The sequence below is a fragment of the Neobacillus sp. B24 genome (genome assembly GCF_055381825.1).
Genome location: NZ_AP035777.1, coordinates 1,195,609 through 1,215,748 on the forward strand (window position 1 = coordinate 1,195,609; position 20,140 = coordinate 1,215,748).

Here is a 20,140-nt window from a genome sequence, read left to right on the forward strand (position 1 = left end):
GAGCGCTATAGTGATATAGCGCTCATCTATTATCTGTAAGGGGGTAATCCAATTGTTAAGGTATTTTTTAAATAGATTAATTGGAATCATACCTATTTTATTCTTTGTTTCCATATTCATTTTTCTATTTGTTCACATGATTCCCGGAGATCCAGCAAGATTAGTTGCGGGACCGGATGCCAGTCTTGCGGATGTAAAAGCCGTGGAGAGAGAACTCGGATTAGACAAGCCGTTAACCACTCAGTACGCAAATTTTGTTACAAACATTGTCCAAGGGGATTTAGGAGTTTCGCTTAAAACAAAACGACCTGTATTTGATGAGATTTCCAAACGCTTTATGCCTACCTTCTGGCTAACGTTTTGGAGCATGGCCTGGGCCGTTCTTTTTGGTCTGCTAATAGGTGTTATTTCAGCAACGAAAAGAAACAAATGGCAAGATTATCTCGGTATGTTTGGTGCCGTTTCTGGGATTTCCCTTCCATCCTTTTGGCTTGGGTTAATGTTAATTCAGCTTTTTTCCGTCAATTTAGGATGGCTTCCAACTGGCGGTCTTGACTCATGGAAGAGCTATATTCTGCCATCGATCACACTAGGTGCAGGGGTAGCCGCGGTTATCGCCAGATTCTCTCGTTCTTCGTTAATGGATGTCCTTAAAGAGGATTATATTCGAACGGGGAGAGCGAAGGGATTAAAAGAAAATAATGTCGTTTGGGGACATGCCTTGAAAAATTCAATGATTCCAGTTGTAACGATGACAGGATTACAATTTGGGTTTTTACTTGGCGGTTCGATTGTCATTGAAACAGTGTTTAGCTGGCCTGGATTGGGAAGATTGCTGATCGATTCTGTTGCCTTCCGAGATTATCCGGTAATCCAAGCAGAAATGCTGTTGTTTGCTCTGGAATTTATCTTAATTAACTTATTCGTTGATTTATTATATGGGGTTTTAAATCCGCAAATCCGTTTTGATTGACGGGTGAGAAGAGGAGGAATGACTGATGGCGGAAATGAAAGTGAATGAAGTAATTCAACAACCGCTTGCCCAAACGGTTAACGTCAAAAAGAGTACACCAGTCACTGAATTTTGGCGAAAGTTTAAAAAGCAAAAAATGGCCTTAGCTGCCGGTATTTTCGTAGCCTTGTTATTTGTTTTAGGGTTACTTGGTCCCTATATTGCTCCATATGGTGCGGCTGAATTTGACTATGATCATATCCTTGAAGGACCGTCAGCACAGCATTGGGCTGGAACCGATGCTTACGGCCGGGATATTTTTAGCCGAATCATTATTGGGACAAGAATTTCCTTATTTATCAGTATTATATCGGTTTTATTAGGTGCAGTTGGAGGAACGATTCTTGGCCTGATTAGTGGATATTACGGAAAATGGATCGATAATATCATCATGCGTTTTTGCGATATTCTCTTCGCTTTTCCAGGGATTCTACTGGCAATTGGGATTATTGCGATTCTAGGACCTGGATTAGGAAACGTCATCATAGCTATTTCTATCTTTAGTGTACCTATGTTTGCACGGATTGTAAGAAGCAGTACATTGGCTGTTAAATCAACCGTTTACGTTGAGGCAACTAGGTCAATTGGTGCTAAGCCGAGGAGAATTATTTGGAAGCACATATTCCCTGGAACTGTCTCGGCCATTATTGTAAATTTTACGATGCGTCTCGGAACAGCGATATTAACAGCGGCATCTTTAAGTTTCCTTGGACTTGGCGCACAGCCGCCGTCTCCTGAGTGGGGAGCGATGTTAAGTGGTGGAAGGGATTATTTAAACACAGCACCGCATGTAACATTTTTTCCGGGGGTTGCCATTTTTCTAACCGTGCTGGCCTTTAACCTTTTCGGTGACGGACTCAGGGATGCGCTCGACCCAAAAATTAAAGATTAACCATCAGAAAGGAGTACGGTGATGGCTGAAAAATTACTAGAAATTAAAAATCTGCAAACGCATTTTTCGAGTGATAGAGGAGTAGTGAAGGCAGTTGATGGGGTAACCATTTCAGTAAATAAGGGAGAAACTGTTGGGGTTGTAGGTGAATCAGGTTGCGGAAAAAGCGTTACCTCCTTATCAATTATGCGCTTGTTAAAGGATACACCAGGGAAGATTGTTGGCGGATCTATTGAATTTGAAGGGAAAGATCTAACCAATCTTTCAGAAAAAGAAATGCGCCTGATTAGGGGTAATGAGATAGCCATGATTTTTCAGGAACCGATGACTTCGCTAAACCCGGTCTACAAAATAGGCAGACAGATTGAGGAAGCAGTCATGCTTCACTTGAAATATGATAAAAAACAAGCGCGAGAGCATGCCATTAATATGCTAAAGCTTGTTGGAATACCAAGGGCTGAAGAAATTGTTGACGAATACCCTTATCAGCTATCAGGCGGGATGCGCCAGCGTGTCATGATTGCGATGGCGATGGCTTGCAAACCAAAACTATTAATTGCTGATGAGCCGACAACGGCACTCGATGTAACTATCCAAGCACAAATTTTGGACCTGATGAGAAAGGTAAGAGAAGAAAGCGGTACATCAATCATGATGATTACCCATGATTTGGGAGTGGTTGCTGAAATGTGTGACCGGGTTGTCGTCATGTACGCTGGTAAGGTGGTCGAAGAAGCGGATGTCTTTACTATTTTTGAGGATCCAAAACACCCCTATACAATTGGGCTGCTCGATTCTGTGCCAAAGCTTGGGCAAAAGATTACCCGATTAGAATCTATTCCAGGCAATGTTCCTACACCGGGCAATATGCCGCAAGGATGCAAATTTGCTCCGCGCTGTAATAAGGTAATGGAAATATGCAGAAATCAAGATCCAGAATTGACATCAATAGATAATGATCATACATGCAGATGCTGGCTTTACCAGGATAGCGGAGTATTGGAGGTATAGGTTATGGAAACTCCTTTAGTTGAAGTGAAAAATTTGAAAAAATATTTTCCCAAAAAGAAAGGCCTATTTGGCGGAAAACAAACATATGTAAAGGCCGTAGATGAAGTTTCATTTACCATTCATAAGGGCGAAACGTTGGGGCTGGTTGGTGAGAGCGGTTGTGGGAAGTCCACCACTGGAAGAATGCTGATGAAATTACTTGACCCGACAGAAGGGCAAATTGTATTTGAGGGAAAAGAAATTAGCGGATTGAACGATAACCAAATCCGGGAGCTGAGAAAAGAATTCCAAATGGTCTTTCAGGACCCATATGCCTCACTAAATCCACGGATGAAGGTCGGAGAGATTATTGCAGAGCCGTTAATTGTTCATGGGTATCCAAAAGAGGAGAGAGAAGCGCGTGTCCAGCATTTATTGGAGGTAGTGGGCTTAAGCGCTTATCACGCTGACCGATATCCTCATGAATTTAGCGGCGGGCAGCGCCAAAGGGTAGGAATTGCCCGTGCCCTTGCCGTTAATCCAAAACTGATTATTGCGGATGAGCCTGTATCAGCCTTGGATGTATCCATCCAATCCCAAATTCTGAATCTCTTAAAAGACCTTCAGGAAGAATTTCAATTAACCTATTTATTTATTGCCCATGATTTAAGTGTCGTGGAACATATCAGTGATCGTGTCGGTGTCATGTATTTAGGAAAGATTGTAGAATTAACAGACAAAGAAACCCTTTATCGAGAGCCGCTCCATCCATATACAAAGGCATTATTATCAGCTGTGCCGGTTCCGAATCCCCGCTTAAAAAGAGATCGGATTATTTTGAAGGGAGATATTCCGAGCCCTTCCAATCCGCCAAGCGGCTGTACGTTTCATACCAGATGTCCATTTGCAAAGGAAGAGTGTAAACAGAAAGTTCCAAAGCTTAAAGAAATTTCAAATGGGCACTATGTATCATGCCATTTGTACTAGTATAATATAAATACTTGCACTTGGATTTGTTTCGGAGGTCTGCTGGAGATGTCTAATCGGATTGTTCATATTATTGCGATACAGGAAAAATACTTAGAACAAATTACTAAACAAATGAGGGACGTGCTAGGGCATCAGATTACGATTAGACCAACAACCTTAAAAGAATTGCGAAAGAATATGGTCCAATCAAATGATGTGGTTGTTCTCTCCCATCATATGATTAAAGGGTTAGTTAACCAGCTTATTCCGGCAAAATGTCCATGTATAATAGCCAAACGAGATATTAATTTTGCTAATACAAGGGAACTGATTAATCTCCCGCCAGGTCAAAAGATTCTTGTTGTCAATGATAATAAAACTAATATTGAAGAGACAGTCACTTCCTTACGTGAGGCAGTCTTTGAGCACGAGTATTATCCTTATAATCCTGATGAATCGATACCGGAAAATATTGACTATATATTAACACCTGGAGAAGAGGATTTCTTACCAACAGGATTAATTCGGGTAATCAATATCGGATTCAGAGTATTGGATATTGAAACCTTTTACGAGATTGCCAATGCGCTTGAGAGAGAGTACAATCCCTCTCATATTGTAAAAAGATACATGAAATCCTTGGTATCTCTATCGTTGGAGTATGAATGGGAAGACGGGGGTCCTCGAATAAATCAAACAAAGGATATTCGAGATGTTGCGCGTTATACCTTCCATCATGTAATAGCAGTGAGTAAATCGATGCAGGAAACAGTCCAACTGGCTAAGAATTTTGCCAGTACCCCACTTCCTATCTATATTAACGGTGAAAAGGGGTCTGGGAAAAGTATGGTCGCTCAGGCGATTCATCATTATTCCAATCATTCTAGCGCCCCCTTTATCTCCGTTAGTTGTAAATCGAAACCTGCGGATATGCTGGAAAAGGAGTTATTTGGTTCGGAAGAAGACCAGATGATTACAATGGGTGTATTTGAATTAGCCAAGAATGGAACGGTTTTTTTAGAGGACATTGATGAACTGCACATTCCACTGCAAGAACGCATTCTTTATGCCCTAAAGGAAAAAGAGTTTTTCCGAGTAGCTGGGAGCAAACCTATTCCATTTCAAGCCCGATTAATTTCCTGCAGTTCAGAGGATTTGAATAAAGTTAGAGAGGACGGGGAGCTGATCGATTCCTTTTATCATTCTTTAACCTCGTTATCCATAAAAGTGCCCCCCCTTAGAGAGCGAAGCGATGATTTTATTCCGCTGATAGAGGATATAAAGGCAAGGTTAAATAAAACGGATATCTCATTCACTCCAGAAGTAATGAATCAGTTACTTGCTTATGAATGGCCAGGCAACGTAACCGAACTGTATAATACGATTACTTACCTTTCGTTCTTAGAGAAACAAACAATTGAGGTCGATTTATTACCATTAAAGATACGCAAAGAGGAGAAGCGATTACAGGCCCTGCGGCAGCCTGTAATCAATCCCCAAGAAATAATTAAAACCATAGAAGCGCACGGTTTTCTAGAAGAAAGTGTTGAAATTCTGAAGATATTTAAGGCTGGTAAGAGTGATAGACTATCATATGGGAGATTAACGCTTAAAAAGTTATTAGATGAAAAGGACATTTGCTTGACTGAACAGCAATTAAGAGCAAGAATGGAAGTCCTGCAGGAATTAGATTTATTAATTGTCCGCCAAGGAAGGGCAGGCTCAACCATTTCGAGAATCGGAGAAGAATTTCTTCAATATATTTCCGGTACCGCAGCAGTTCATAGTTAAAAGATAGAGCAGTGGGTGCAAAGGAGGCTAAACGGCCTCTTTTTTTTCTCACAGACTCAGGTTTAAGAGTTATAATAGATTAGGAATAATTCAAAGAATGTAAGAAAGGAGAGGATAATTTTGTTTGAAAAAGCACTTCCCCTGCTACAATCCTACTTTGGCTACAGTTCCTTCCGCACCGGTCAGGAGCAAGCAATCCAATCAGTCCTAAATGGAAACAATACCATTTGCGTCATGCCAACCGGCGGCGGAAAATCAATTTGCTACCAAATACCTGCCCTAATCCTGCCGGGAACAACCATCGTAATTTCCCCATTAATTTCGCTAATGAAGGACCAAGTCGATGCTCTCACTCAAGCAGGTATCTCAGCAACCTTTATCAACAGTTCGCTAAGCTACTCCGAGGCAAACGAACGAATCCGTGATGCCAAACAAGGAGAGTATAAACTGCTGTACATAGCGCCGGAGCGCCTCGAGTCGCTAGATTTTGTTGAAGATTTAAGAAACATGGATATTCCGCTTATCGCCGTTGACGAAGCCCACTGTATTTCCCAATGGGGGCATGATTTCCGCCCGAGCTACAGACATATCCAAAGAATGGTCGACAGTCTGCATCAAACACCGAAAGTCCTTGCTTTGACAGCAACCGCAACGCCAAAGGTGCGAGAAGATATTTGCAGCCTGCTCGATATTGATGAGGATAACACGATTATCACGGGATTTGAGCGGGAAAATCTATCATTCTCCGTTATTAAAGGGCAGGACCGCATTAAATTTCTACTGGATTATCTTAAACAGAACGAAAAAGAGGCAGGCATCATTTACGCCGCTACTAGGAAGAATGTCGACACCCTTTATGAACGGCTTCGGAAAGAAAATATCAACGTTACTCGGTATCATGCCGGTATGGGGGATGCTGACCGGGCCAATGAACAAGAACGTTTCCTAACTGACCAAGCATCGGTTATGGTTGCCACCTCGGCTTTCGGAATGGGAATTGACAAATCCAATATCCGCTACTGTATCCACCTGCAGCTTCCTAAAAACATGGAAAGCTATTATCAGGAAGCGGGCCGTGCCGGACGTGACGGACTTGACAGTGAATGTATCGTGCTCTACTCTCCGCAGGATGTTCAGATTCAGCGTTTTCTTATTGAACAATCGAGTGACCCAAGACGTAGCAAGCAGGAACTTGAAAAACTCCAGCAGATGGTCGATTATTGCCACACGGAAAGCTGCCTGCAGGAATTTATTCTCCAGTATTTTGGTGAAACAGACACCGAGGATTGTGGAAGATGCGGCAATTGCACGGACTCAAGAAGCAGCATAGATGTAACGAAAGAGGCGCAAATGGTTCTGTCATGCGTTATCAGAATGGGACAGCGATTTGGCAAAAACTTAACAGCCCAGGTATTAACGGGATCGAAAAATAAAAAAGTGACCGAACTTGGTTTTGATAAGCTAACAACTTACGGAATCATGAAGGACAAGAGCGCGAAGGATGTCAGCGATTTTATCGAATTTCTCATTTCTCAGGAGTTACTAGCCATTGAGCAGGGATCCTTCCCAACCATCTATGTTTCTCCAATGGGAAAAGAAGTCTTACTAGGAAAATCACCAGTTCAACGCAGAGAAACCGTCCAGGTGAAACAAGTCTCCAAGAATGATCCATTATTTGAAGAATTGCGGGCAGTCCGCAAAAGCATCGCCGATACTGAAGGGGTGCCGCCATTCGTCATCTTCTCCGATGCGGCCCTTAAGGATATGTGCGCCAAGCTGCCAAAAACAAGCGAAGAATTTTTACAGGTTAGTGGTGTAGGAGAGCGTAAACTCCAAAAATATGGCCTCCAGTTTATTCAGGGTGTCAGGGAGTTTCTGCAAAATAACCCGGATTATCATAGTGAAACTGAACCGGAGCCCGCTCCCGCTAAAAAGCCAGCTAAAAAAGCTGTAACTGATTCACACTTGGAGACGTTAAGCTTGCATCAACAGCATTTGTCGATTGATGAAATCGCCGACAAACGCGAATTGGCTGTTAGTACTGTCGAAGCTCATTTACTGCAGTGCGCCCAACAGCGACTGGAAGTGGATTTTTCGAGGCTGATTCCGCCCGAATACCTGCCGCTTTTAGAAAAAGCTGTCGCGGAAGCTGGCCGGGAGCGGTTAAAGCCAATTAAGGAATTGCTGCCAGAGGAAGTAAGTTATTTTATGATCAAAATTTATGCCCATTATTTGAGTAAGAAATAATGGCTGGTTTCGGACCAGCCATTTTTTTATAGTGGTAAAGGGAAATTATGTTAATATGAAACTATAAAAACAATGAAGAAGGTGATGACCATCCAAGAAGAAGTGCTAGTTTTGAAAAATTTACAAAAGAATTATGGAGCTAAACAAGTCTTAAAAGGGATTGATTTGACAGTCGAACGCGGACAGATTATCGGGTATATCGGGCCAAACGGAGCTGGGAAAAGTACTACCATCAAGATACTCCTTGGACTTGAAGGTGACTATTCCGGAACAATTGAAATTTTTGGAGAAAAACTCTCAGAGCATGACATGGAATATAAACGGAGAATTGGCTATGTGCCGGAAATTGCTGAACTCTATGATAACCTTACGGCGATGGAGTATTTGACCTTTGTCGGCGAATTGTACGGTTTGGCTCATCGCGATGCAGATTATAAAGCCGAGAAACTGATGGAGGCCTTTGGTTTGGGAGAGGTCTATCATTCACGGATTGCCTCTTTTTCAAAGGGAATGCGGCAGAAAGTTCTCATTATCTCAAGCTTATTACATAACCCGGATTTATTATTCCTGGATGAGCCGTTAAGCGGTCTTGATGCCAACAGTGTCATGGTATTTAAAGAAATCCTCGCGGTGCTCGCGGCACAGGGAAAGACGATTTTTTATTCCTCGCACATTATGGATGTGGTCGAGAAGATTAGCAATCGTATCATCCTGATCAATGATGGGAAAATTGTTGCGGACGGAAGTTTCAATGAATTAAGGGAGCAAAACAAGGAAGGGACACTAGAGCAAATTTTTAATCAGTTAACCGGGTTTAACCAATATAAATCGATAGCTGAGGAATTTGTCTCGATTGTGCAAGAGGTGTAGCTGTGAAGGAGTTCCGAACACTAAAAATCCTTGATTTGTTCCGCGGGCTATTTGAAAAGTCTGGTATCGATTATCCTGTCATGAGAAGAATTCTTGCAGTCAAACTGACGATGGATGGGCGCAGGACACCGACCATTTTTAATCAACAAACCAAAAAGAAGAATAAGCCGGAGGAAAATGGCTTTATCAAGTCGCTCGGCATGTATGCATTGCTTAGCGTCATGCTCATTCCTTTGGTAATCTTCGGGAAATATTATATGTATCAAATGAGTATCTTTTTTGGCGTTGTCATGTTTTTGGTGATGACATCTATGATTTCTGATTTTTCCAATGTTCTTCTCGATATTCGTGACAAGGGAATCCTTGGGACAAAACCGATTGGAAAAAAGACAATCACAGCTGCAAAAACCGTTCACATCGCGATTTATCTTTTCTTCCTGACTGCGGCGATTGCGACAGCCCCTCTAATTGCCGGGACGGTGCGTCATGGAATTTTATTTTTGCTATTAACGATAATCGGGCTAATTCTTATTAATCTATTCATCGTCGTGTTAACCTCGATTATCTATTATTTCATTTTACGATTCTTTGATGGAGAAAAGCTAAAGGATATCATTAATTATGTACAGATCGGCTTATCAATTACTATTGCTGTAGGATATCAGGTGGCCGTCAGAGCGTTTAATTTTGTTGATATGAATATCACTTTTACCCCGAGCTGGTGGCAATTTTTTGTTCCGCCCATCTGGTTTGCAGCACCAATTGAACTGGCGTTAAGACAGCAATGGAGTATGTACCTAATCTCATTTTCAGTCTTGGCAGTGGTCATCCCGCTGTTAGCGATGGTGATTTACAGTAGAATGATGCCGTCGTTTGAAGGTAATTTGCAGAAACTGGCCAATCAAAGCGGTGAGAGCAGGAGAAAAGAGCGGAAATGGAAAAATTGGCTGGCGGGAGTTATTTGTACAAATAAAGAGGAAAGACTTTTCTTTCGCTTTGCGGATAACATGATGCGCAACGAACGAGAATTCCGCTTGAAGGTATATCCAGCTTTAGGACTATCATTGGTTTTTCCGTTCATTTTCATGTTTAACGAAATTCAAATGAACTCCTTTCACAGCCTGGTAACAAGTAAATGGTACCTTTCTATTTATATGTGCGGTCTCATGATTCCAAATACGGTCACCATGCTTAAATATTCAGGGAAATATAAAGGGGCATGGATTTACCGGATAGCACCTATAGGGAAGTTGGCATCGCTATATAGTGCCTCTTTAAAGGTGTTTATTGTAAATCTCTTTTTTCCAATCTATTTTATCTTAAGCGTGATTTTCACGGTGATATTTGGGTTTAAAATTATTCCGGATTTGGTAGTTGGACTGATTGCTTCTATTCTATACACAGTTATTTGTTCCTTGTTTCTAAAGGGAACACTGCCTTTTTCTGAATCCTTCGAGGATGCCGCCCAAAGCGGCGGGATTAAAATATTTCTTGCCATACTTCTGGTAGGTGGGTTCGTCGGGGTGCATCTTGTGGCGACGTTAATCCCATTTGGTGTGTATATTTATCTTTGTTTGATTACTGGCATTACATTTTTGGCTTGGAAGCAAGCATATAAGACGATATGGAATTACTAAAAAAGGCTGTCACCTGGATATCTCAGATGACAGCTTTTAAATGAGTTAAAAGTTGCTAATGGTGTCGAAGTTTCATGGGTCATAATGACTATTCCCCGGGAAATTTGTCGATTGCCCCTATTTAATCTATTAGGTATATTCATCCAAAAAGGGTTTGTTGACAAAATAATACATCCAGGCCATTAAAAGGCTGCCACCAAGCAGGTTGCCAATCGTAACAGGAATCAGGTTGTGAATGACCCCGGCCCAAGAAATCGTTCCCGGATGATTTAATACAAGGGCAATAGCGAACGTACACATATTGGCAATGCTGTGCTCATACCCCGAAATGAAAAAGCAAAATACAAACAACATCATGGCGAACATTTTCGGTCCATCGCCCTTTAAAGCTAATGGCAGGAAAAAAGCTAGACAGACAAGCCAGTTACAGAGGATGGCGCGAAAAAATAGCTCAATGGTTGGTACCTGCATCTTCTTTTCAACAACACTTAATAAGAAACCGTTAACTGAGGACTCTGCGAACAGACCAGTGGTGAATATGATAAAGGCAAAAACTGCAGCTCCTAAAATATTGCCGATATAACTGCTTATCCACAATTTTATTACTTCCTGCCATGCCATTTTCCTGCGGAAGGCCGCATAGGAATAATAGAAGGTGTTTCCTGTAAATAAGTCGCCGCCGCCATAGGCAATTAAAATGATGGCGGAACCGAATGTAATAGCGGCCATCGGATAGGCCAGTGGAGAATGTACTGTATAGAAGTAGTTTCCGGTTTTAAAGGCAACAATGACCCCGAAGCCAATAAACATGCTGGCAAGCATCGACCTTAAAATATACCGCAACAGGCTTTGCCTAAAGATTTTTACCTTTTTTAGCGCCAGTTTTTCAACCTCACTCAAAGGCTGCATTTCCATAAAACAAACCACCACTTCCTTTATTATCCTTTTATTTTTCAACTGTTACAGCTTTTTTATGTATCCTATTAGGAAAATTCATTGCTAATCGGCTATAATAAGGTGTTTTTTAAACTGAAACAAAGGAGTTTACTATTATGATTACGAAGAGAAAGATTACCCCTGATTATGACCCGTGGGAAGCATATCTGGATATGAAACAATACGGGAAACCTGAATTAACCAATATAGAATTTACAACTACAAATCTTTGCAATATGCGCTGTGAGCATTGTGCCGTTGGGTATACACTGCAAACCAAGGATTCGGAACCACTGCCTTTGGAACTGCTCTTACATCGACTGGAAGAGATACCGACTCTTCGTGCTTTAAGTATCACAGGCGGCGAACCAATGCTATCCTTAAGTTCGGTCAAAAACTATGTACTTCCCATTCTAAAATACGCCCATGAACGTGGCATCCGTACCCAATTAAACTCAAACTTAACACTTGATCTGGCTCGCTACGAACTAATACTTCCATACTTGGATGTTTTACATATATCCCATAACTGGGGGAGTATTGATGATTTTGTCGAGGGCGGCTTTGCGCGGATGGAGAAAAAGCCTGAGTACACTCAGCGGGCCAAGTATTTTGAGAGAATGATAGAAAACAGCCGTCAGCTAGTGAAAGCCGGGCTAATGGTTTCAGCCGAAACAATGTTAAATAAGCGGACACTGCCTTATCTTGAAAAAATCCATCGGCAAATTGTCGATGAAATGCTCTGTCATCGTCATGAGGTGCATCCAATGTACCCGAGTGATTATGCTAGTGGCCTTGAAGCCTTGACACTTGAAGAAATTAGGGCTGCCATCCACTATCTGTTAGATATTCGAGATGAGAGGGTATGGATGCTGTTTGGCACGCTGCCGTTTTACCCGTGCAGCAGCAATCACGAAGATTTGAATTTATTAAAACGGCTTTATTCAAGCAAAAATGTTACAGTCAGAAATGACCCGGACGGCAGATCAAGATTAAATGTCAACATCTTTAATGGAGATATTATCGTAACTGATTTCGGCGACACACCGCCCCTTGGAAACATCAAAACTACGAAACTAATGGATGCCTATCAGAACTGGCAGTATACAAATTTGGGGAAGGAATTAAACTGTCATTGTCCGGAAGTACAATGCCTTGGTCCTAATATTCTTGTGAAAAATAGCTATTACAAAAGTACAGATTTCACAAAACTTCATACAAACATTGAAAAATAAAGCGGTATGTTGATTCCGCTTTATTTTTCTTCTGCTAGACCAAAATTTGCATTATACTAAATATATTGACAGCTTATACATACATAGGGGGGCGTAGCTGAAATGAGGATTTTAGTAGTTGGAGCAGGTGCCGTCGGCGGCTATTTTGGCGGACGATTGGCAGAAAAGGGAGAAGACGTTACATTTCTTGTAAGAGAGGGACGGAAGCAACAGCTTGAGGAAACGGGTCTAGTGATTGATAGTGTCCATGGAAACGTGACTCTTACTCCAAAAATGATACTTGCCGGCGAGAAAACGGGGCCGTTTGATTTAATTATCTTATCTACAAAAGCCTATCATTTGGAAGGGGCCATCGCCAGTTTAAAACAATATGTAAGTGAGGAAACAGCGATTTTGCCGCTGTTGAACGGAATGTATCACTTCGATCGCCTGACTGAGGAATTTGGCGAAGAGCGAATTCTTGGCGGATTGTGCTTTATTGAATCGACATTGGACAAGGACGGCATGGTAATCCATACAAGCCCGAAGCATGATATTGTTTTTGGAGAACGGTCTGGTGAAAGAACGGAAAGAATTTTAAAAATTGAGAGGGCCTTTAACGGGACAAACACAGGCTATCGATTAAGTGACAATATAAACCGGGATAACTGGAATAAATATTTGTTTATTACTGCGGTATCAGGGATCACCACATTAATGCGGGCACCAGTGGGGCCGATTAGGGAAGTGCCAAGCAGTCGGGCTACGTTAACGCTGCTGTTAAAAGAAATTGCCTCCCTAGCAAGACTCGCAGGTGCACCATTGCGTGAAGAGGTAGAAACAAATATCATGACTCAAATTGACTCCCTGGCATACTTAATGAAATCCTCGATGCAGCGAGATATGGAAAAATTGTCTCGGGTCGAGGCGGACCACCTGCAAGGCTACTTACTAGAAATTGCCCGAAGGGAAGCACTTGCTGTTCCCGTCTTGGAGGCTGTTTACGGTAATCTTAAAGTTTATGAATTGAAGTTAATGGTTTAATAAAAATGGAGGGTGGGCCGAGTAGGCCCACCCTCCATTTTTATTTTTATTGTCCAGCTCCAGTGCCTAGCCCCTCGAGGTCTTAAGCCGTCCCCCTCCGGAGGGCAGGCCCGTCCTGCGGGTTACGTCTTAAGCTTGTCGGGGCTGACCGAGGCGCTTCCGCTTTTCTGATTATGCTGCCCGTCTTGCCAGTTTCGGATGGCGGCGCATCGAGACAAGCAAAATTACGCCACTAATAATTAATAGTGCACTTGTGCTGATAAATACTGCTGAGAACCCGAGATACCCGGAAATAAAACCGCCGAGCATCGGTCCGATAATATTTCCAAGGAACCTAAGGCTGTTATTGTAGCCAAGCACCTCGCCCTGCATAGCAAGCGGTGCCTCCTGACGGATATAAGCAACCCGCACAGGAATGATTCCACCGATGGCGACACCCAGAACAAAGCGGATGGCCACCAATTGCCAAAGATTCGTCACTACAGCACCGGGCAAATAGATAATCCCCGCCAGAAATAACAAGATGACCAATACTCTAATATAGCCGTACTGATCGGCAATTTTCCCCCATCTCCGCGACATAAGCAGATTACCCAAGCCTGCTGCGGAAAAAGCAATTCCTGAGTAAAAAGCAATATTGGCAGTCCCATGAAGTTCACTGACAAACAATGACAGAATCGGCTGAATGCTAAAGTGGGCAACTTGGACAAGGGCGGAAATTAGCAAGACGGTTAGCATCACAGGATTTCTAATAATGTGCTGCAGTACTTCTTTACTGGAATAGTGGGACTTAGCTCCCTGCTTTGCTTCAATTTTCAATTCCTTTGTCGCAATGACCAAAATAGCTGAAATGAAAATTGAAATGGAAGTCCACTTGAAAGTGGCTGAATACCCAAATGTATCCGCAAGAATTCCGCCAAGCATCGGCCCTAGTAATGAACCGGTAATGCTGCCGGTCTGCAAGGTGCCAAGAACCCGTCCTGCGATTTCCTTCGGTGTTTGTGTGGAAATAAACGCTTGAGACATAGGAATAAATCCGGAGAAAAAGCCCATAAAAAACCGCAATAGAAACAGTTGCCAAACAGATTGTACAAATCCGATTAATAAAATCGAAATGCCCATGCCAAACGCAGAAATCATTAGGATCTTCTTTCGGCCATAGCGGTCGCCAATTTTGCCCCAAATCGGGGAGAACACGAACGCCGAGACAAAGGTGACACCAAAGGTTAAACCTGACCAATGTTGGACATATTTCTCAGAAAAATGTCCAAACGACTCAATATACAAGGATATGAATGGCAATACCATTGTCATACTTCCTGATACAAAGAAGTTCGCAAACCACATAATCGCCAGGTTGCGTTTTGCTCGCTCCTGCTGATTCACTTCGATAACCCTTCTTTCTCGGTAATATTTCGATTTACTAAATATTATAATACCGAAATTTATAAAAAATTCAAATATTTCATGTCCATTTGATCAAAACTGAAACAAATTAATTAATGAACCCACCTCTGCTTTGTCACTATAGGGAACAGCCTTCGTACTTGGGGGGCTCGATGTCAACGCCAAGATTATAGCAGGCCATAAAATTTTTCTCCGTTTTGATTTTATTAGTTTACCACATTGTTTTTTATAAACTTGCAGGTAATTCGCTGATAATGACGAATACATTTTGGTGAAGACAATATTTTCATTGGAGGGATGTTTATGGCAGAAAAATATCCTGTATTAAAAGGGGCAGAGCCGTTTTATTTTGAAGGAAATCGGGTCGGAATTTTGGTTTCTCATGGATTTACAGGCTCGACTCAAAGTATGCGTACGCTTGGGGAAGCCTACGCCAAAGCAGGTTACACGGTGTGCGGCCCACGGCTTAAAGGGCATGGAACCCATTTCGAGGATATGGAGCAAACAACATATCAGGATTGGATATCTTCAGTTGAAGAAGGATACCAATGGTTAAAAGAGCGCTGTGACACGATTTTTGTAACCGGGCTATCAATGGGCGGTACCTTAACGCTTTATATGGCCGAAAACCATCCGGAAATCCGCGCGATTATCCCCATCAATGCAGCGGTTGATATTCCGGCAATGGGGCCAGTCCGCCAGCTAGAGGATGTTCGGTTTTTAGATGCGATCGGTTCAGACATTAAAAAGCCAGGCGTAACTGAACTAGCATATGGAAAAACACCGGTTGCCTCAGTGAAACAAATTTTAACCTTCATGGAGTATGTGAAAGCAGACTTACATAAAGTCACCTGCCCAACATTGATTTTTGTTTCGGAAGAGGACCATGTTGTGCCGCCGGATAATTCGAAAATGATTTATGATGGAATCAGTTCCGAGGTGAAGGAAATTCATCATATGAAAGACAGCTATCATGTGGCCACGCTGGATCATGACCAGCAAGTGATTATCGAAAAGACCTTGCAATTTATCGAAAAAAATCTTTAAGGGACAATTTGTTTTGTCCTTTATTTTTTTTTTGGAAAAATATCCAATTTGAATATTGACAACATACATATTAACATTAATAATATAAACATAAATAATATAGAGGTGATAATGAAATGAATATACAAGATGTGATACTAGGCTTCCTTTATGAGGAGCCAATGAGTGGTTATGACATTAAGCAGATGATGGAGAATTCCGTTTCCTATTTTTTCGAAGCATCATTCGGGGCAATCTACCCTGCGTTAAGAAAAATGGAAAAAGAGGGACTTGTTGAAAAACAGGTTATTCAGCAGGAAGGTAAACCAAATAAGAATTTATATGGGATTACTGAAGGTGGTAGAGAACAGTTTCGACAGTACCTGGACAGTCCGATTAATCCAACCGTGACCAGGTCGGATATCCTGATCCGCATCTTTTTTGGCCGGTTTACTACCAAGGAAAAAATTGTGGAATGGCTGGAGGAGGAACGTGAAAAGAATCAGGCGATGTATGACAATTTAACAAGGATTGCACAATCATGCGGCTCAGACATGGAACATTATAAACGGTTTACACTGGAGTTTGGCATTCGCCAAGCAGAGATGGTCATGAGAATGATTGACGATGAGTAAAAAATTTTAACCAACAAGGGGAATAGAGTATGAAAGGAATGGGCGGAATAAAGGTTGTTTTGCTAATGTGCTTAGGGATATTTGTCTGTATGCTGGACTCCACGATTATGAATATCACACTTCCGGCAATTCAAGACAGTCTTGGTACTACGCTGGAAACGAGTTCGTGGATGTTGAATGTATACACAATGACCATTGCCGTTTTAGCGATTCCATTGGCAAGGTTTGCTGAAATGTTTGGCAGAAATAAATTTTTCATCATTGGGTTATTGATTTTTGGACTGGGGTCGGCGTTATGCGGACTGGCCGACAGCGGTGAATTCCTAATTGCTGCAAGGTTTGTCCAAAGCCTAGGTGCCGCCATTTTGATACCATGCAGCATGGTGATTGGAATTGCGGCGATGCCGATTGAAAAAAGGGTGCTCCCGTTAACATTGCTTGGAGCTACACAAGGATTGTCAACTGCATTGGGCCCGACAGCAGGTGGAATTATTACAGAGAAACTTAGCTGGCACTGGGTGTTTTATGTAAACGTGCCAATCTGTATATTGGCTATTACAGCTTCATTCCTAATCTTAAAAGTAAAGAACGAAAACAGAGTAAATACATCCATCGACTGGTACGGACTATTTTTCTCAGTTTTAGCGATATTTCCGTTAAATCTCGTATTAATAAAAGGCAATGCATGGGGCTGGGACAGCAGCCAATCCATTGTATGTTATCTAGTGACCGCCGTATCCTTCGTTCTTTTTATCATTGCTGAGAAAAAATCGAAGGCACCAATGGTTAATTTAAATCTATTTAGAGATCGTTTATTTACGGGTTCAGTTGTCATAGTGACTACAGGGTTTATCTTCCTAATCGGTGTAATGGTCCTGCTTCCACAATTTCTAACCAACTTCCAGCACAAGACAGAGCTCCAAGCCGCACTCCTCATCACACCTGTATCTGCAGCCATCTTTGTCTTCTCCAACTTTGCCGGTTTATTAACGAAAAAAATAGGCTATACCATTCCAGTTATGCTCGGCTTTGGCATCATGGGAATTGCCTATTATTTATTACACAATTTAAGTATTCACAGCACTGCAAAAGAGATTATCTTGCTCTGCAGCATGCTCGGTCTGGGTTTTAGTTTTGTGATTTCCTCAGCGACAATTGCCAGTACCTCCTCATTTGAAGGGGAAATGCTAACCGCGTCACAAAGTGTTTTCTCAATGCTAAGGCAAGTTGGGGTTGTTTTGGCGGTCGCCATCTTTGTCGCCGGGCTGACCAACAATGTAGATGATAAAAAACAAGATGTTGTTCAATTTGCGGAGAAAAAACTTCAAGGTCTAGAGGTGCCCGATGCGGCAAAAATGAGCATCCTATCGGAAACAAAGAAAGCTATAAATGGAGAGGGAGAGTCCCAAAAAGTATCGCCAAGTCTAATAACTGAAAGTGAGCGTCAACAGCTCGTTAATGCCAATGTTCAAAAAGCTTTGGCTGCTATCCCGGAAAATCAACGAAGTCAGGCAGTGCAACAGCAGATTCAGAAAAATGTAGAAATAAAGGTCAATCAAGAGATTGCCAAAACAGGAACCATTGTAAGGGATTATTCCAAAGAAGTAGAAAATTTTGCTCAAGAAAGGATTTCCTCCAGTTTTGCAGAACTTTATAAAACAAGTATCCCATTTGTATTGCTTTGTATTTTTACTGGATTTATTTTTAGAGAAAGAAGATCAAAGCAAGCTTTGCAAGTTGTAGAATCAGCCGTTGTTGAATAAAGGTTCAATAAGGAGGGAGCCAGGGTGGAAGTGCTAAAGGGTATAAATTTGGGCTTAAGGTTTCTTATAGAAATATCGGCACTAGTGATTTTTGGATACTGGGGTTTTCATGTTTCTCAGGGAACATTTATGAAGTACTTGTTAGGGATCGGTACCCCACTACTGGTTGCCGTTATTTGGGGCATGTTTGGCTCCCCTAAAGCACCTTACGGGTTAACGGGAATTCCCTATCTTCTCCTAGAAATTATTATGTTTGGCTTACCTGCAGTTGCCTTGTTCTTTAGTGGAAAACAAACCTGGGCAGTACTTTACGGTACCGTAACAGTGGTTAATCTTGTTTTAATGAAAATCTGGCATCAATAATAAAGCAGCCTGGCATTTAAATGCCGGGCTGTTATTATATGTTGATAACTCTTCATTGCCTCAATGGCTAGTTTTGCTATAAACTAAGTATCAAATGTTTAATGTAATTGTGGTGAGATGAATGGAGATTTCAAAGGATTTTACATATGAAATTATGGAGGTCTGTTTGCTGGCGGGAAAAATCATGCTGCAAAGCGGCGGAGAGACCTACCGGGTAGAGGACACGATGATGCGGATGGCAGCTGCCTTAGGGATAGAAAAGTCCCATAGCTATGTGACCCCAACGGGCATTATTTTTTCAGCCGAAAGCACGGAACCAACGAAAACAAAACTAATTCGAATTTCAGAACGGTCCACCGACCTTGAAAAAGTGGCAATGGTGAACAGCGTTTCACGGAAAATCACTAGTGGTGAAATCGGACTTGATGAGGCAAAGGCGCAGTTAAAAGAAATTGATGCTGCGAACCTTGCTTTTCCGATTATGATCCAGCTGGCGGCTGCATCGCTAGCCAGCGGCTGTTTCATGATTATGTTTAAGGGTGAATGGGCTGATTTTATTCCGTCAATGATTGCAGGCGGGGCGGGTTATCTTAGCTTTATCTACTTTCACCGCTTTGTTCCAATCAAATTTTTCTCGGAATTTTTGGCCTCGTTTGTAATTGGACTCATTTCATTATTTTTTGTAAAAATAGGCCTCGGTCAGCAGTTGGATAAAATTATCATCGGTTCGGTGATGCCGCTCGTACCCGGTTTATTGGTGACCAATGCAATCCGGGATTTGATGGCCGGACACTTAGTTTCGGGGTTGTCGAAAGGGGCCGAAGCCTTCCTGACGGCGTTTGCGATTGGAGCGGGAATTGCATTCATTTTAAAATTTGTATGAGTGAGGGAAGTTTTGGTGGAAATTTTGGCGCAAGGAATAACAAGCTTTATTGCGACCAGTGCCTTTGGCATCCTGTTTAATGCACCAAACCGAACATTGGTTAAGTGCGGTCTGATTGGCATGGGCGGTTGGCTGCTTTATTATCTATTGGAAGGTTACTTAAATGATGCTGTTACAGCTACATTGGCGGCCACCGTGTTTATTGCGGTTCTTAGCCAGGAGCTGGCAAAAAGATTTAAAACTCCAGTAATTATCTATAGTGTTGCCGGGGTTATTCCGCTAGTTCCCGGAGGTCTGGCTTATGAGACCATGAGAAATTTTGTGGAGAATGATTATAATACGGCGTTGGCTTCGGCCGCCAAGGTGATGATGCTTGCGGGGGTCATTGCCTTCGGTCTGGTTTTGTCAGAAGTCATTAACCAGGTGATTCGCAAGGTGACAACTCGAAAGGCACAATAAAA

The 20,140-nt window shown here is 42.1% G+C and carries 18 protein-coding genes; 16 read left to right on the forward strand and 2 right to left on the reverse strand.

Annotated elements, in window-relative coordinates:
* Positions 1-52 precede the first annotated feature (52 nt).
* From gsiC to ACZ43M_RS05930, 8 genes are all read left to right on the forward strand, one after another.
* Positions 53-973, forward strand: coding sequence for a glutathione ABC transporter permease GsiC (gene gsiC, locus ACZ43M_RS05895; protein ID WP_464506488.1), 921 nt, complete (start codon positions 53-55; stop codon positions 971-973).
* 25 nt (positions 974-998) lie between these two features.
* Positions 999-1,904, forward strand: coding sequence for an ABC transporter permease subunit (locus ACZ43M_RS05900; RefSeq protein ID WP_464506489.1), 906 nt, complete (start codon positions 999-1,001; stop codon positions 1,902-1,904).
* A 21-nt stretch (positions 1,905-1,925) separates the two neighbouring features.
* Positions 1,926-2,915, forward strand: coding sequence for an ABC transporter ATP-binding protein (locus ACZ43M_RS05905; protein WP_464506490.1), 990 nt, complete (start codon positions 1,926-1,928; stop codon positions 2,913-2,915).
* Positions 2,916-2,918: 3 nt separating this feature from the next.
* Positions 2,919-3,881, forward strand: a complete 963-nt coding sequence (locus ACZ43M_RS05910; protein WP_464506491.1) for an ABC transporter ATP-binding protein — start codon at positions 2,919-2,921, stop codon at positions 3,879-3,881.
* Between the two features lie 48 nt (positions 3,882-3,929).
* Positions 3,930-5,654: a sigma 54-interacting transcriptional regulator gene (locus ACZ43M_RS05915; RefSeq protein ID WP_464506492.1), complete on the forward strand. Its 1,725-nt coding sequence runs from the start codon at positions 3,930-3,932 to the stop codon at positions 5,652-5,654.
* Between the two features lie 120 nt (positions 5,655-5,774).
* A complete protein-coding gene (gene recQ, locus ACZ43M_RS05920) occupies positions 5,775-7,901 on the forward strand; it encodes a DNA helicase RecQ (protein WP_464506493.1) in 2,127 nt (708 codons plus the stop codon).
* A gap of 84 nt (positions 7,902-7,985) precedes the next feature.
* A complete protein-coding gene (locus ACZ43M_RS05925) occupies positions 7,986-8,771 on the forward strand; it encodes an ABC transporter ATP-binding protein (protein WP_464506494.1) in 786 nt (261 codons plus the stop codon).
* Positions 8,772-8,773: 2 nt separating this feature from the next.
* Positions 8,774-10,408, forward strand: a complete 1,635-nt coding sequence (locus ACZ43M_RS05930; RefSeq protein ID WP_464506495.1) for a hypothetical protein — start codon at positions 8,774-8,776, stop codon at positions 10,406-10,408.
* Between the two features lie 129 nt (positions 10,409-10,537).
* On the opposite strand, the gene ACZ43M_RS05935 is transcribed toward ACZ43M_RS05930, so the two are convergent.
* Positions 10,538-11,323, reverse strand: a complete 786-nt coding sequence (locus tag ACZ43M_RS05935; RefSeq protein WP_464506496.1) for a formate/nitrite transporter family protein — start codon at positions 11,321-11,323, stop codon at positions 10,538-10,540.
* 137 nt (positions 11,324-11,460) lie between these two features.
* On the opposite strand from ACZ43M_RS05935, the gene yfkAB reads away from it, so the two are divergent.
* Both yfkAB and ACZ43M_RS05945 read left to right on the forward strand, forming a co-directional pair.
* Positions 11,461-12,579: a radical SAM/CxCxxxxC motif protein YfkAB gene (gene yfkAB / locus ACZ43M_RS05940; protein WP_464506497.1), complete on the forward strand. Its 1,119-nt coding sequence runs from the start codon at positions 11,461-11,463 to the stop codon at positions 12,577-12,579.
* Positions 12,580-12,681: 102 nt separating this feature from the next.
* Positions 12,682-13,602: a ketopantoate reductase family protein gene (locus ACZ43M_RS05945; protein WP_464506498.1), complete on the forward strand. Its 921-nt coding sequence runs from the start codon at positions 12,682-12,684 to the stop codon at positions 13,600-13,602.
* Between the two features lie 171 nt (positions 13,603-13,773).
* Here ACZ43M_RS05945 and ACZ43M_RS05950 read toward each other — a convergent pair whose 3' ends face one another.
* Positions 13,774-14,949 (reverse strand): MFS transporter, encoded by a 1,176-nt coding sequence (locus tag ACZ43M_RS05950; protein WP_464507971.1) that lies wholly within the window; start codon positions 14,947-14,949, stop codon positions 13,774-13,776.
* A 363-nt stretch (positions 14,950-15,312) separates the two neighbouring features.
* Between ACZ43M_RS05950 and ACZ43M_RS05955 the strand changes: the two genes are divergently transcribed.
* The 6 genes from ACZ43M_RS05955 (at position 15,313) to ACZ43M_RS05980 (ending at position 20,138) form a co-directional block, all read left to right on the forward strand.
* Complete coding sequence (locus tag ACZ43M_RS05955; RefSeq protein ID WP_464506499.1) at positions 15,313-16,056, forward strand: alpha/beta hydrolase; 744 nt, start codon at positions 15,313-15,315, stop codon at positions 16,054-16,056.
* Between the two features lie 116 nt (positions 16,057-16,172).
* Positions 16,173-16,670 (forward strand): PadR family transcriptional regulator, encoded by a 498-nt coding sequence (locus ACZ43M_RS05960; RefSeq protein ID WP_464506500.1) that lies wholly within the window; start codon positions 16,173-16,175, stop codon positions 16,668-16,670.
* A 29-nt stretch (positions 16,671-16,699) separates the two neighbouring features.
* Entirely contained in the window at positions 16,700-18,433 is a 1,734-nt protein-coding gene (locus tag ACZ43M_RS05965; RefSeq protein WP_464506501.1) for an MFS transporter, read from the forward strand.
* A 24-nt stretch (positions 18,434-18,457) separates the two neighbouring features.
* Entirely contained in the window at positions 18,458-18,796 is a 339-nt protein-coding gene (locus tag ACZ43M_RS05970) for a YrdB family protein (RefSeq protein WP_464506502.1), read from the forward strand.
* Positions 18,797-18,917: 121 nt separating this feature from the next.
* Positions 18,918-19,679, forward strand: coding sequence for a threonine/serine exporter family protein (locus ACZ43M_RS05975; RefSeq protein ID WP_464506503.1), 762 nt, complete (start codon positions 18,918-18,920; stop codon positions 19,677-19,679).
* A 15-nt stretch (positions 19,680-19,694) separates the two neighbouring features.
* Complete coding sequence (locus ACZ43M_RS05980; RefSeq protein ID WP_464506504.1) at positions 19,695-20,138, forward strand: threonine/serine exporter family protein; 444 nt, start codon at positions 19,695-19,697, stop codon at positions 20,136-20,138.
* Positions 20,139-20,140 lie beyond the last annotated feature (2 nt).

Coding starts and splice junctions, on each gene's coding strand:
- ACZ43M_RS05900 (WP_464506489.1), top strand. CDS start 999: ATGGCGGAAATGAAAGTGAATGAAGTAATTCAACAACCGCTTGCCCAA.
- ACZ43M_RS05905 (WP_464506490.1), top strand. CDS start 1,926: ATGGCTGAAAAATTACTAGAAATTAAAAATCTGCAAACGCATTTTTCG.
- ACZ43M_RS05910 (WP_464506491.1), top strand. CDS start 2,919: ATGGAAACTCCTTTAGTTGAAGTGAAAAATTTGAAAAAATATTTTCCC.
- ACZ43M_RS05915 (WP_464506492.1), top strand. CDS start 3,930: ATGTCTAATCGGATTGTTCATATTATTGCGATACAGGAAAAATACTTA.
- ACZ43M_RS05925 (WP_464506494.1), top strand. CDS start 7,986: ATGACCATCCAAGAAGAAGTGCTAGTTTTGAAAAATTTACAAAAGAAT.
- ACZ43M_RS05935 (WP_464506496.1), bottom strand. CDS start 11,323: ATGGAAATGCAGCCTTTGAGTGAGGTTGAAAAACTGGCGCTAAAAAAG.
- yfkAB (WP_464506497.1), top strand. CDS start 11,461: ATGATTACGAAGAGAAAGATTACCCCTGATTATGACCCGTGGGAAGCA.
- ACZ43M_RS05945 (WP_464506498.1), top strand. CDS start 12,682: ATGAGGATTTTAGTAGTTGGAGCAGGTGCCGTCGGCGGCTATTTTGGC.
- ACZ43M_RS05950 (WP_464507971.1), bottom strand. CDS start 14,949: ATGTGGTTTGCGAACTTCTTTGTATCAGGAAGTATGACAATGGTATTG.
- ACZ43M_RS05955 (WP_464506499.1), top strand. CDS start 15,313: ATGGCAGAAAAATATCCTGTATTAAAAGGGGCAGAGCCGTTTTATTTT.
- ACZ43M_RS05960 (WP_464506500.1), top strand. CDS start 16,173: ATGAATATACAAGATGTGATACTAGGCTTCCTTTATGAGGAGCCAATG.
- ACZ43M_RS05965 (WP_464506501.1), top strand. CDS start 16,700: ATGAAAGGAATGGGCGGAATAAAGGTTGTTTTGCTAATGTGCTTAGGG.
- ACZ43M_RS05975 (WP_464506503.1), top strand. CDS start 18,918: ATGGAGATTTCAAAGGATTTTACATATGAAATTATGGAGGTCTGTTTG.